Raw genomic sequence first — 12179 nt, 5'->3', positions numbered from 1 at the left:
GGCTATTTTCCGCCGGCCCTGCGGGCCTTTGCATCGCGAAGCAAAATAGCCGGCCTCCGCCATCCTCCGCTGGCGCTTCGGCCCTCCGCTGCGCTTTCGGGTTCTGGCCCGTTCCGCTCGCCGTCTGAGTGATCGCCACGAAGGCCGCGATGGGCGCGGCCAATCCGGCAAAGGACCTCTCCCGATGAGCGACCATGACGACACCGAACAGCACACGCCATCTCCGTCCGACCTCGTCCTCAACGAATTGCAGCTCTTTGGCTACCGTCCATTCGACGACCAGCCCGATCCGAGACCCCTGCCAGAGGGCAAGATGATCGCCGGTGCCGTCGCCGATATTTTCGACGCCCTGGTCGCTACCCTGGGCGACACGCGGCTCGAGCCCGACCTTCCGGATCTGCTGTGGTCGACGGTCAACCTCTTCCATCGTGCCACAGATCGCATCGGACGGCAGCTCGATGACAACGAGCAGGCCCAACGCAAGAGCCAGCGCGAGCAGAACGGCTCGGAAGTACGATCGGTCGAGCTCGAGCGCCTGACGGCAGAAGGCATCACGCTGATCGAACGCCGCAACTGCCTGGAGCTCTTCCGCGATCAGGCCGTCGAACTCTTTGAGGTCCACACCGGCTCTTCCTGGCGCCCTCGATCGGGATCACTGGTCAACCATCGCACGCTCACCGCGGCAATGATCGACTCCCGCGACTTCATCGCAGCCAAGCGCCGCGCCGAAACCGAGGTCATGTTGCCTCCCGGACCGAAGGTCGCACTGACCGGCGGCTTCGACTGCAACGACCACCGCTTGATCTGGGATCGTCTCGACAAGGTTCACGCCAAGCATCCCGACATGGTCCTGATCCACGGCGGCTCGCCGAAAGGCGCCGAACTGATCGCCTCCAAATGGGCCACTAACCGCAAGGTGCCACAGATCGCTTTCAAACCGGACTGGACGAAGCATGCCAACGCGGCACCGTTCAAGCGCAATGACGCCATGCTCGAACTCCTACCAATTGGCGTCATGCATTTCCCGGGCACGGGAATCCAGGACAACCTCGCCGACAAGGCAAGACGTCTCGGCATTCCCGTCTGGAAGTTCGGTGACGGCGCGTAAGCGCCGTCTTTACTACCTGAACCACCGGGTGGAGTTGCATCGCCGCAACTCCGCCTCGTTTCGACTTTATGTCCAAAATTGCGCCGCGGTGGTGGTGGAAGGCGCGACCGTTACATCTTTGCATATGGAGCCACCACCATGCTCGCGCTTGGACTTGCCCTCAACGCCGTTGGCATTGGCTTGTTCTGCTGGCTGATCTTCACGCTAGCCGTATACGCGTTGCCGTTTTTTGTCGCAGTGAGCACCGGCATGATCGCGTTCCATAGTGGCGCCGGCATCCTCGGTGCGCCGCTTGTTGCCATTGCCGCCGGCGTGTTGGCACTCGCGGCCGGTCGAACCGCGCTTGCAATGACACGGTTTCCGATCCTGCGTGCAGCCATAGCGGCGGCTTTTGCCATCCCAGCCGCGATTGCTGGCTATCATGTGCTCTTCACGATGTCGCAACTCGGGATGCCATCGCCCGCTTGGTGTGAGGTCTCCGCTTGCCTCGGCGCGGCATTCATCGGCAGCACGGCGTGGACGAAGTTGACCGTCTTCGCGGAGCCCCGCCCGTTGGAGCAGGGCAGGGGCGCGCAGAGTGCGCCTCAGCCAGTTCTTTCGGCCGCAACACGCGACGGATAGTCCCTCGCCACCTGCCTCCTCGACCAAATTCGGGTAGGCCGGCGCGTTGAAGGAGGGATGGTCGAACTTGAGCGAAAAGTGGTCGCGTCCCTTCGGACATGACTTGTAGCAGGCTGCGTTATCTCGGCTCTGTCAATACAGATGCGATGGTGACGTCCTTCGCACGGAGCTATTTGTCGGCTGACAGTAGCGCCGTTTCCTGCACGTTGTTTCTTTCTTTACCCCTGAACATTCCGACCTCTTGCGCATTGAAACCGAGACTAGCCAAGTCTTCTCCCGAGATTGTGGTTCAGCACGCAGACGCGCGTGGCCTCTTTGATGGCTCGATCTGGCCGAAGACCGGCTCCGCCTCGATCGTCTGAGCCGCAACGCCGTCGCTTGAGACTTTCTTCCCCTGGGCTACGCCCATTCCTCGCGAGGCAAGAAAGTCTCTACGACAGCGTCCTCCGCTGCGCTCCGGCCCGCAAGCGGGTGCGTCGCCGATCGTCCTCGGCCTGTAGATCGCCATCGAGGCCGCGGTGGTCGCGGGCTCGAAACACAAACAGGAGAAGTGACATGGCTACCATCGGTTCTTTCAAGAAGGTCGGCAACGATTTCCAGGGCGAGATCGTCACGCTGAGCCTGCAGGCCAAGGGCGTCCGCATCGTCGCCGAGCAGAACCGCTCCTCCAACGAGAACGCGCCCAGCCACCGCATCTTCGTGGGCCGGGCCGAAATCGGCGCAGCTTGGTCGAAACGCTCCGAGGAAGGTCGCGACTACCTCTCGCTCAAACTCGACGACCCGTCGTTCAACGCACCGATCTACGCGAACCTGTTCGATGACGAGGGTGGTGAAGGCTACACACTGCTGTGGTCGCGGCCGCGGAAGAACGGCGAGTAAAGCTCGCTCCGCCCCGCCCGGGTTCTCCGGGCGGGGCTTCTGTTTGGTTCACGCTTGGCCCAAGCATGATGCTAGAACTCGAATGCGGGAAGCGCGATTTCTGTCGGTGAAGCCGAGCATCCACTGCCCAGTTACCAGCGGAGCACTCCAACCGTCGGCTGGCGTCGGCCTACGATTTGCTTCCGCGTCCAACCCGTTTGAGCAAGTCGCCCGGCTCCGATCCCAATGCTTCGGCAATCTGTCCAAGCACAGTAACGCTCGCCGCTACATCGCCGCGTTCGATCGCGCCGACGTAACGAGCGCTTAGGCCCGCGCGCTCGGCCAACTCCTCCTGCGTCATTTTTAGATCGTGGCGTCTCCGACGCAGGTTCACCGCCATGATCTCCTTGAGATCCATAGCGATATGGGAACCTGAGCCGGAACGATCGTTCTAGGAACGATCGTTCCTATTCGTCACAAGACGTGCTATTCAAATGCGCGGAGGTGGACCGACTTTCATCGACCCCGATGGGGATGCATTGCCAGATCGGACTGGCCGAGCTGATCAAAATAGGGCTAAAGTAAGTCCTTCGAACAACAACGGTCTGCAAGGAGTTAGAATCATTCGCTCTGTGGCGCTCGCATGAAACAACCACCGTCAGATCCCTTCGTAGCGGACGTAGCTCCGACGGACACCGTTCTCACGGTGTACGACGAGGAGCACATCATTACGTATTTGCGAATGCTCGATGCGGACGCGGAGGGGGCCGACTGGCGCGAGGTGGCTCAGCTGGTGCTAAAGATCGATCCAGAGCTCGAGCACGATCGCGCAAGGCGCGCGTTCGATACCCATTTGGCCCGCGCGAAATGGATGACGGAGCATGGATATCGTCATTTGCTGCGAGGCGGCGCGTCAAATCCGAATCTTTGAAACCCTTTTGTAGAAAAACTTGCTCTCGTGATTTCGGGTTCGATCTGATGCATCACGCGATGCAGGATCAGGGACTTCCTCAACTATTGCTGGTCCGGTTTATCGCACTTCAATCTTGCAGTGCGAAGGGGACACGAATGTCAAAGTTCGATTGGAGATCACCAAGTGCCTACGATCGAGTTGAAGAGGCGGACATCACAGGATTAGCCTGGGAATGCCTGCGGCGTAATCCCAACTTTCAAGCTGATCATCGGAGTACCGCGAAAACGATTCCAAACGTAAGCCCGGACTTCCGCCAGCGTTGGGGCTTGTGTTTTCGCCGCTGACCCTAGCCGATCCTACCTCGAGCAAACCATCTTCTGGGCGCCGGAGGTTCTGCCGACGGTCGTTCCTGTGCGGCCGGTTTCGCTCGCGGTCGGGCAATCGCGCGGCACACTAGATATCGGAGACTTGACCGAAGGGCAGCTGCGGCAAGGCCCTGACGGTTGGCACGCCGTGCTCCTTTTGCACAAGGTAGAGCATCGCGTTTGGTTCAAGGAAGCACCGGTCGTTGCCGGCACCTACGCTGTCGAACTTCCGCTCGACCGCGATTTTGAATTCCGTGCGGACGCCGGAAGGCGCCTCTGGCGAGCGCTGAACGGCAGGTCCCCAGGGCCGCCGCTGCATTCGCTTTCCACACATAGCCGCAGGCGGCTCGGGCTCGCCCTGCGTGCGCTTGATGCCCGGATCGACGGCAGCACCTACCGGGAAATAGCGGAAGTCCTGTTTGGTACTGAACGCATCGCCGAACGCGACTGGCGCACGCATGATTTGCGCAATCGGACCATTCGCCTGGTTCAGAGCGGCCTCGCGCTGATGCGCGACGGCTATCGCGCATTGCTGCGCCCGCCTTCTCGCAAGAAATAGACGCTCTTTCAGGGGTATCGAAAACACGACCCCTGATCTTCGGCATCCCCCTTCGAGGCTCTACTCCGCCATTGTGCCCGTCGATGCGCCGCCGACCTCGCTGGCGCTCCAGACGATCCCGGAGCTCTTCAGATGCCCGATCCTAACGCCGGCTTGCCGCCACGATACTTGCGCACGGCCGAGGCGGCCCGATTCCTCAGCCTTTCCGGCCGTACCCTAGAAAAGCACCGGACCTACGGTACCGGTCCGGCTTACCGAAAGATCGGCGGTCGGGTCGTCTACGCCCTGGATGACCTCAAGGCTTGGGCCGACCGCGGCACCAAGACGTCAACCAGCGATCCCGGCGCGGGCACCGTGCTGCCTGCAAAACGGCATGCACCCGTTCCTTATGCAGGCAAGGAGCGGCGCTGAGCGATGTCAGAAAGCAAATTCTCAATACGCCGGCGGCACCGTTCGGAGCGCGATCAGCTCGAGCTGTTCCGTGCATTGCCCGGCGATTTGGCCGCACGCGATGCGCAAGATCTGATGGCCTATCCTTTCTTCTCGCTGGCAAAATCCAAACGGATCATCCCGATCGATTTTCGCGCCGGACCGGTCGTCATCCGTGTCGAAGCCGTGTCAGAGCACGGAATGGCGACGATCTGGGACGCAGACGTTCTGATATGGGCGGCTTCGCAGATCGTAGAGGCTCGCGATGCCGGCTTGAAGACATCGCGTCTGATGGCCACCACCCCGTATGAAATCCTGACTTTCGTCGGCCGCGGCACCAGCGTGCGCGACTACGACCGCCTCAAAGCTGCACTGGACCGGCTCCAGTCGACGACCGTCGTGACCTCAATTCGCCAGCCGACAGAGCGGCGGCGGCATCGCTTCTCCTGGATTAACGAATGGAAAGAAACTGCCGATGCGCAAGGCAAACCCCGTGGACTGGAATTGATCCTGCCGGATTGGTTCTACACAGGCGTTCTGAACGATGCGCTCGTGCTGACGATCGACCGCGGATATTTCGATCTCACGGGCGGTCTCGAGCGTTGGCTGTATCGTCTCGTGCGCAAACACGGCGGGCGCCAAAGCGGCGGCTGGAGCTTTGATGTCGCGCACCTCCACGTCAAGTCCGGCAGCTTATCGCCGGTCAAGCACTTTGCTTACGACCTGCGTCAGATCGTGCGCCTGCAGAAGCTGCCAGGCTACGAACTCATCATCACGCAGGATCCAAATGGCGCGGAGCGACTGAACTTTGCACCAGTTGCGATCGATCCACTTACCGAGCGGTTACGAAAGCGCGGCCTCCTACCTAACGCGGGGGATAAGCTGTGAATTCACTCGTGCTATCGGGGACCACAACTGTCGTGCCATCAGGGACCGTATCCTCGTGCTATCGGGGACCGGAATCAGACCCAAAGTACTGGTACACTGTATCTTTTCGACTCCGTAACTTTACTAACAGGGAATCCTCCGGATTCCCTTCTAACGGACTTCAAGCGTCGAGCGCCGATCGGCGACGCGCGACGGACGGCGTCGCTTGCATTAATTCGGCATTCGGATCGCAAACTAATCCGATCAGCAATTTCCCCAACGATCGTGGCCTGCTGCCTCCCATAGGGCAGGGGCGAGCGCCTGGTCAGCCTTCGAACCGTCAGGATGTCGCTCGACGCGGAGGTGGATCGTGAACGACCTAACAACAGTTGAGATTCTGTGGCTCGAAAAGCGCGTTGAGAATCGCGTACGGTTCGGCCGTTCCGTTTCCGAGCGGATTGTGGATCGCAGCCGCCGCGTTTTGTCCTTCGCGCCTGGCAGCATCTTTGCGTTCGTACGTTGGACATCGAACGACTTCGGGACCGTTCTCTCCCGCGTCGATATCTTGCGTGCCGTAGCGCCTGGGCAGCGTTATTCGACAGTCCCCTGGATCAATCCCGGCGGCGAGATCTTGCTGAGGCTAACGGGCTGGCCGAAGGTCGAACGCGTGCTGCAATTGATCGATGCGGTCGAGGCGCTCGGCATCGATCCCTCCGATGCAGCCCCCGATTATTGGCATCACGTTCACAACCGCCTGTCGGTGAATGAAGCACCTCGCCCATACACCCGCTCTCGCCATCAAGCGTGGCTCCATCGTCGGAGGATCGAACCATGAGCGGCGGTTGTGGAACCATTCTTACGGCATTTGGAGCAACGGTTCTTCTCCTCTCCTCAATTGGAGGAACGGCGCCACGCTACATATGGAACGTCTCGAATAGCGTTCCAATCGGCCTTTATCGTGTCGAGCCCGTGGGCCAGTTGATCGTAACGGAACTCGTCGCCGTGCAGCCACCCGATCCACTCGCGGCATTCCTGGATCTGAATGGCTATTTGCCCTCGCGAGTTCCGATGCTCAAGCGGGTCTTGGCTTTGCCAGGACAGACCGTTTGCAGAAATGGTTTCACCATCGCCGTTGATGGTCTTGAAGTGGGACAGGCACGCAGCCGCGACGGCCGCAACCGACCGCTACCAGACTGGCAAGGATGCCGCGTCATCGGAGACGGCGAACTCTTTGTCATGAATTGGCAGTCGCTCGACTCGCTCGATAGCCGGTACTTCGGGCCCATACCCACATCCGCAGTCATCGGCAAAGCGGTGCCAGTTTGGACCGACGAGGAGTGATCGTGCACGTCACTTGCTCCCACTCGTCCGCTTTTGGCCGGCCCTTCTGCTCTCCTTCCCGGCCATATCTGAACGTCCGGGCAGGTCATATCCGTGAGTTGCCGGGATCGATCGCCAGCGAGGAGATGATCCGCGCAATTGCACGCCTCATTGCGGCGATTACGCCGCGCATGTGCGTGGTCGCGGCCTCGACGTTTCTCGGGACAGTGGCGTGCGCACAGTTGGCGTCGCGTATTGAACCGCTCGATCGATACGCCGGCTTCATCGCAGAAGCGTCTGATCGCTTCCGTGTTCCCGCGCGTTGGATCCGCGTCGTCATGCAGATTGAGAGCGGAGGCAACGCACGTGCGACGTCTCGCCTCGGTGCAATGGGGTTGATGCAAGTCATGCCGGGCACGTGGGTACAACTCAGCCTCCGCTATGGGCTAGGTCTCGACCCATTCGATCCGCGCGACAACATCTTGGCGGGAGCCGCGTACCTCAAAGAGAAGCATGATCGCTTCGGATCGGCTGGTTTCCTGGCAGCGTGTCATGCGGGTCAGTTGCGCTACGAGCAGCACTTGGCAACCGGCCGAGCACTTCCATCAGAAACTGTGGCTTACGTCGCGGCTGTCACGCCGTTGCTCGCCTCCGAGCAGCGTGAGCGTGATGTTTCGGGCGCGAGCGGCGTCGTTCCTTCGCGGCAGGCTCCGCTGTTTGTTGAGCGCGCGGGCGCACAGTGACGGACATTCGGTTTTCATTCGAGGCGCTGCAATACGATCATGACGCTAAGACCTTCGGGTTTGCCACTGAAGGACCCTCACTCACGCGGCAAGCGTTCGCGGCGGAGTGCGATATCAACGTGCTGATGGCATACGGGCGATGCCTTCGGCCCGCGCTCTACTCGTCGCTTCGCTCCTCACCGAGCCACCCTACGGGTGTCTCGGCCCTTCGGGTAACGATCGCTATCGCAAGCGCTCGCTTCGCTCGCAAAAGCGGGGCGCTTCGCAAGTCAACTGCCAAGTCGCGGCGGCTCTTTCGCAATGAATCGGCCACCAGCCGACGTTTCGGGCAGGCGCTATTGGAGGATCCACCGCAATGACCCGAACTGCATTTTGTCGCAAATCGCCGCGAGTACCGACAGTCTGTTGGCTTGGAAGTTGGGCCCTGGGAACCAGCGACCGAGGAGGGCAGGATAAAAGCCGCAAGGTGCGGCCGGTCGGTCGGTTGGGAAATGTCAGCAATCTCAATCATGCTCCGAACATTGCGAAGGACCGGCGCAACTTGCGAGTTTCGCCATGGCGCTGTTCTTGCTCGGTTTTCGACACCTTGCGGCGGGCAAGATGAGCCGCAACGACGATTTCCGCATCCGTCCAGGCCGTATCCGTTCGACGCGCGCGCCCAAGGCAAAATCGTTTCTCGCGCAGGCCCTCAGAGCCGCGCAGAAGGCAGGCGGTCTCTCACACGGCGGAGTTACTAGGAGTGGGTCCTTCGGGCGCGGCCGTGCGGCGAGCGTTGCCGCGGCACGGCTCCTCAACAACCGCGCCCGGGGCGCCATGGTCAAGGCACGTGTCGTACGCCGGACGCGGTCGCCTGGCGCACTGCGGGCTCATATCGGTTATCTCAAACGGGACGGTGTCGCGCGCGATGGATCGCCCGGCAAACTCTTCGATGCTGCCGGGGATGATGCAGACGGCCGGGCTTTCGCGGAACGCTGCGATGGCGACCGGCATCATTTCCGGTTCATCGTCTCGCCGGATGATGCCGCCGAACTAGAGAGCCTGCGGAGCTTTACTCGCGAGCTCATGGATCAGGCCTCGCGCGATCTCGGCACGCGGCTCGACTGGGTCGCCGTCGATCACTGGAACACCGAGCATCCTCACATCCACATTCTTATGCGCGGCCGCGCGGACGACGGTTCCGACCTTGTCATCAGCCGGGACTACATCGGGTCCGGCTTTCGGGCGCGCGCAGGTGACCTCGTGACCCGTGAGCTCGGCCCGCGATCAGAGCTTGAGATGCGGCGCGGTCTCGAGGCAGAGGTCACGAGCGAACGCTGGACGCGGCTCGATCGGGTGCTTGCCCGGGAAGCGGGCAGGGCAGAAGGGGTGGTCGATCTTCGCCCCGAACGTGACGCGGGGCGCGATCCGCTGCGGGAGATCCGGATTGGTCGGATGCGGACCCTTGAGCGGCTCGGACTCGCTGAGCCGGCCGGGCCCGCGCGCTGGGTTCTGGCGCCGGATGCCGAACAGCGCTTGCGCGCACTTGGGGAACGCGGCGATATCATCAAGCGGCTGCACAGGAGCCTGGCCAGGGATGGTACATCTCGCGCGCCGTCGTCCTGGGCGATCGAGGGCGAAGGCCATGGCGGACCCGTGATCGGCCGTCTCATCGCCCGCGGGCTGGATGACGAGTTAAGGGGAACAGCGTTTGCCGTGGTGGACGGGATCGACGGGCGTGTGCATCATCTGAAGCTCCCCGACATCGATACAGCCGGCGACGGTCCGATCGGGGGCATTGTGGAGCTCCGTCGTTTTGAGGATGCGAGGGGCCGGCCGCGGATCGCGCTTGCCGTCCGCTCCGACCTCAACCTCGACCAACAGGTAGTGGCCGAAGGGGCGACCTGGCTCGATCGGCGCCTCGTTGCCCGCGAACCTGCCGATCTCTCGCGAGCCGGTTTCGGTGCCGAGGTCCGCCGCGCGCTTGATCGTCGGATTGATGCGCTGGCGGAACGGGGCCTCGTGCGCCGGGACGGAGACAAGGTCATCATCGGCCGCAATCTTATCAGTACCCTGCGTACCCGCGAGCTCGATTCAGCGGGTGAGCGTTTGGCTGAAGAAACGGGGCTGGCGCATATGCCCGCCGAGGCAGGCGAGCCCATTTCGGGGATTTATCGCCGACGGCTGTCGCTTGCCTCCGGCCGCTTTGCCATGATCGACAATGGCCTGGGCTTCCAGCTTGTACCATGGATACCGTCCCTTGAGCGCGAACTTGGCAGGCAAGTAAGCGGCATCGCCGGTCCCGGCGGCGTCGACTGGAGCTTTGGACGCAAGCGCGATCTTTCCCTCTGACCCGCCGATCTCTGCGCTGCGGCGCGCGCGACCGCGACACCAGAGATATGGTCGTTGCGTGGGTGCACAGGGCGAGCGCTTCTGGGCCTATGTCCGCGACCAAGATACTCTGGGGGCAGCTGTTCCTTGTCTCGATCGTCGTGCTCGCCTTTGTTTGGACGGCGACCGAGTGGACGGCCTGGCGTCTCGCCTACCAACCGCAGCTCGGACCTGCCTGGTTCATGGTCGGGCGCTGGCCGATCTATCAGCCGCTTGCTTTCTTCATCTGGTGGTTCCAGTTCGACGCCTACGCGCCAAAAATATTCATCGAGGGGGCCTGCATCGCCGCAAGCGGCGGGTTCGCCGCTATCGGCATCGCGATCATGCTGTCGGTCTGGCGGGCAAAGGAAGCTCAGCAGGTGACCACATACGGCTCGGCGCGCTGGGCCGACGCACGTGAGGTCAGGCGGGCGGGCCTTCTGGGGACCGACGGCGTCGTGCTCGGCCGCTTTGATGGCCGATATCTCCGGCACGACGGCCCTGAGCATGTCCTTTGCTTTGCTCCTACCCGTTCGGGTAAGGGCGTCGGCTTGGTCATTCCGACTCTTCTTACTTGGCCGAACTCCACCATCGTTCACGACATCAAGGGCGAGAATTTCCAGCTCACCTCGGGCTGGCGCGCGCGCTTTGGGCCCGTGCTTCTGTTCGACCCCACCAACCAGGCAAGCGCGGCCTATAACCCTCTCCTCGAGATCCGCAAAGGCGACTGTGAGGTACGGGACGCCCAAAATATCGCAGACATCCTCGTCGATCCCGAAGGCGCGCTCGAGCGCCGCAATCATTGGGAGAAGACCAGCCATTCTTTGCTGGTTGGCGCGATTTTGCATGTCCTTTACGCTGAAGCCGACAAGACGCTCGCCGGCGTCGCCAACTTCCTGTCTGACCCGTCACGCCCGATCGAGACGACGCTGAATGCGATGTTGGCGACGCCGCACCTCGGAGAGCGCGTTCATCCCGTGGTGGCTTCGGCATCGCGCGAGCTCCTCAACAAGAGCGAGAATGAACGCTCAGGTGTTTTGTCAACCACGATGAGTTTCCTGGGGCTCTATCGCGATCCCGTCGTCGCCAAGGTCACGGGACGGAGCGACTGGCGCATCCGCGATCTCGTTGACGGACCCCGGCCCATCTCGCTCTTTCTTGTCGTCCCGCCATCCGACATCGCCCGCACAAAACCCCTGATGCGGCTTGTGCTTAATCAGATCGGACGGCGATTGACCGAGAGCCTGGACACCGATCGGCGACGACAGAAGCTGCTTCTGATGCTCGACGAGTTTGCAGCGCTCGGACGGTTGGATTTTTTTGAGAGCCAGCTTGCCTTCATGGCAGGCTATGGCATTCGCAGCTTTCTGATCACCCAGAGCCTGAACCAGCTCGAACGCGCCTACGGGCCGAACCACGCTATCCTCGACAACTGCCACATCCGGGTCGCTTTTTCGACCAACGATGAGCGCACCGCCAAACGCGTGTCGGACGCCCTTGGAACCGCGACCGAGATGCGCGCGATGAAGAACTATGCCGGGCATCGCTTAAGCCCTTGGCTTGGGCACCTCATGGTCAGCCGCCAGGAAACATCGCGGCCGCTGCTTACACCGGGGGAAGTCATGCAGCTCTCACCTAACGAGGCGATTGTAATGGTCTCGGGGGTGCACCCCGTGCGCGCCAGCAAGGTCCGATACTATGAGGATACGCAGCTAAAGCGCCGGGTCTTGAATCCATCCCGCGCCAATCCGGTCGCCCTGGTCGCGCAGGCAGACGATTGGTCAGGCCGTCCGCAAATCCCGCCCTCTGCCGAACTCCTCGCGAAGGTGACGCGGAGGTCCCGTGATCCTAACGGTGGCATTCGCCGTGAGCCCGAACTGCCGCAACACGAGGATGTCGTCATTGGGGTACCGCTGGCTGAGAACGAGTTCGATGCCGCGCCGGATGATGGTGACGCCGATGCCGTGCAGGCGAGGGCTCTGAGCCGTTCGATGCAGGGCATCGCACGTTCCGTCACCATCGACCCCGACGATCCGATGGATCTCTAGGC

At 61.7% G+C, this 12179-nt stretch carries 14 protein-coding genes; 13 read left to right on the top strand and 1 reads right to left on the bottom strand.

Features of this window, described 5'->3' with window-relative positions; all coding sequences use genetic code 11:
• Positions 1 to 184: 184 nt before the first annotated feature.
• From ACT4OC_RS01485 to ACT4OC_RS01475, 3 genes are all read left to right on the top strand, one after another.
• Complete coding sequence (locus ACT4OC_RS01485) at positions 185 to 1108, top strand: DUF2493 domain-containing protein (RefSeq protein WP_444837231.1); 924 nt, start codon at positions 185 to 187, stop codon at positions 1106 to 1108.
• A 138-nt stretch (positions 1109 to 1246) separates the two neighbouring features.
• A complete protein-coding gene (locus ACT4OC_RS01480) occupies positions 1247 to 1729 on the top strand; it encodes a hypothetical protein (protein ID WP_444837230.1) in 483 nt (160 codons plus the stop codon).
• Positions 1730 to 2284: 555 nt separating this feature from the next.
• Positions 2285 to 2608: a DUF736 domain-containing protein gene (locus ACT4OC_RS01475; protein ID WP_444837229.1), complete on the top strand. Its 324-nt coding sequence runs from the start codon at positions 2285 to 2287 to the stop codon at positions 2606 to 2608.
• Between the two features lie 169 nt (positions 2609 to 2777).
• Here the strand turns inward: ACT4OC_RS01475 and ACT4OC_RS01470 are convergent, their stop codons facing one another.
• Entirely contained in the window at positions 2778 to 3005 is a 228-nt protein-coding gene (locus tag ACT4OC_RS01470; RefSeq protein WP_444837228.1) for a helix-turn-helix domain-containing protein, read from the bottom strand.
• 225 nt (positions 3006 to 3230) lie between these two features.
• Between ACT4OC_RS01470 and ACT4OC_RS01465 the strand changes: the two genes are divergently transcribed.
• From ACT4OC_RS01465 to ACT4OC_RS01420, 10 genes are all read left to right on the top strand, one after another.
• The gene (locus ACT4OC_RS01465; protein WP_444837227.1) at positions 3231 to 3518 is read left to right on the top strand and encodes a DNA -binding domain-containing protein; all 288 of its coding nucleotides are present in this window, start codon (positions 3231 to 3233) and stop codon (positions 3516 to 3518) included.
• Positions 3455 to 3844: a transcriptional regulator domain-containing protein gene (locus ACT4OC_RS01460; protein ID WP_444837226.1), complete on the top strand. Its 390-nt coding sequence runs from the start codon at positions 3455 to 3457 to the stop codon at positions 3842 to 3844. Before ACT4OC_RS01465 ends, ACT4OC_RS01460 begins: the two co-directional genes overlap by 64 nt.
• A gap of 124 nt (positions 3845 to 3968) precedes the next feature.
• Complete coding sequence (locus ACT4OC_RS01455) at positions 3969 to 4424, top strand: DUF2285 domain-containing protein (RefSeq protein ID WP_444837225.1); 456 nt, start codon at positions 3969 to 3971, stop codon at positions 4422 to 4424.
• Between the two features lie 132 nt (positions 4425 to 4556).
• Positions 4557 to 4835, top strand: coding sequence for a helix-turn-helix transcriptional regulator (locus ACT4OC_RS01450; RefSeq protein WP_444837224.1), 279 nt, complete (start codon positions 4557 to 4559; stop codon positions 4833 to 4835).
• Between the two features lie 24 nt (positions 4836 to 4859).
• Positions 4860 to 5741: a replication initiator protein A gene (locus tag ACT4OC_RS01445; RefSeq protein WP_444837355.1), complete on the top strand. Its 882-nt coding sequence runs from the start codon at positions 4860 to 4862 to the stop codon at positions 5739 to 5741.
• Positions 5742 to 6090: 349 nt separating this feature from the next.
• On the top strand, positions 6091 to 6555 hold the full coding sequence (locus ACT4OC_RS01440; protein WP_444837223.1) for a DUF2840 domain-containing protein: 465 nt from the start codon (positions 6091 to 6093) through the stop codon (positions 6553 to 6555).
• A complete protein-coding gene (locus tag ACT4OC_RS01435; RefSeq protein ID WP_444837222.1) occupies positions 6552 to 7061 on the top strand; it encodes a S26 family signal peptidase in 510 nt (169 codons plus the stop codon). The genes ACT4OC_RS01440 and ACT4OC_RS01435 overlap by 4 nt, the downstream gene beginning before the upstream one ends.
• The gene (locus ACT4OC_RS01430) at positions 7058 to 7783 is read left to right on the top strand and encodes a lytic transglycosylase domain-containing protein (RefSeq protein WP_444837221.1); all 726 of its coding nucleotides are present in this window, start codon (positions 7058 to 7060) and stop codon (positions 7781 to 7783) included. The genes ACT4OC_RS01435 and ACT4OC_RS01430 overlap by 4 nt, the downstream gene beginning before the upstream one ends.
• Positions 7784 to 8383: 600 nt before the next feature.
• Positions 8384 to 10111: a relaxase/mobilization nuclease domain-containing protein gene (locus ACT4OC_RS01425; RefSeq protein ID WP_057198324.1), complete on the top strand. Its 1728-nt coding sequence runs from the start codon at positions 8384 to 8386 to the stop codon at positions 10109 to 10111.
• An 89-nt stretch (positions 10112 to 10200) separates the two neighbouring features.
• Positions 10201 to 12177, top strand: coding sequence for a conjugal transfer protein TraG (locus tag ACT4OC_RS01420; RefSeq protein WP_082529050.1), 1977 nt, complete (start codon positions 10201 to 10203; stop codon positions 12175 to 12177).
• Positions 12178 to 12179 lie beyond the last annotated feature (2 nt).

The organism is Bradyrhizobium sp. (assembly GCF_052389815.1).
GTDB lineage: Bacteria > Pseudomonadota > Alphaproteobacteria > Rhizobiales > Xanthobacteraceae > Bradyrhizobium.
Note: the sequence above shows the minus strand (reverse complement) of the source record. Positions and strands in the feature narration are given on the sequence as shown.

What these genes read in the sequence shown, in the direction of transcription:
- ACT4OC_RS01470 (WP_444837228.1), bottom strand. Translation starts at nt 3,005, where the DNA reads ATGGATCTCAAGGAGATCATGGCGGTGAACCTGCGTCGGAGACGCCAC.
- ACT4OC_RS01450 (WP_444837224.1), top strand. Translation starts at nt 4,557, where the DNA reads ATGCCCGATCCTAACGCCGGCTTGCCGCCACGATACTTGCGCACGGCC.
- ACT4OC_RS01435 (WP_444837222.1), top strand. Translation starts at nt 6,552, where the DNA reads ATGAGCGGCGGTTGTGGAACCATTCTTACGGCATTTGGAGCAACGGTT.
- ACT4OC_RS01465 (WP_444837227.1), top strand. Translation starts at nt 3,231, where the DNA reads ATGAAACAACCACCGTCAGATCCCTTCGTAGCGGACGTAGCTCCGACG.
- ACT4OC_RS01460 (WP_444837226.1), top strand. Translation starts at nt 3,455, where the DNA reads ATGGATGACGGAGCATGGATATCGTCATTTGCTGCGAGGCGGCGCGTC.
- ACT4OC_RS01485 (WP_444837231.1), top strand. Translation starts at nt 185, where the DNA reads ATGAGCGACCATGACGACACCGAACAGCACACGCCATCTCCGTCCGAC.
- ACT4OC_RS01425 (WP_057198324.1), top strand. Translation starts at nt 8,384, where the DNA reads ATGAGCCGCAACGACGATTTCCGCATCCGTCCAGGCCGTATCCGTTCG.
- ACT4OC_RS01480 (WP_444837230.1), top strand. Translation starts at nt 1,247, where the DNA reads ATGCTCGCGCTTGGACTTGCCCTCAACGCCGTTGGCATTGGCTTGTTC.
- ACT4OC_RS01420 (WP_082529050.1), top strand. Translation starts at nt 10,201, where the DNA reads ATGTCCGCGACCAAGATACTCTGGGGGCAGCTGTTCCTTGTCTCGATC.
- ACT4OC_RS01475 (WP_444837229.1), top strand. Translation starts at nt 2,285, where the DNA reads ATGGCTACCATCGGTTCTTTCAAGAAGGTCGGCAACGATTTCCAGGGC.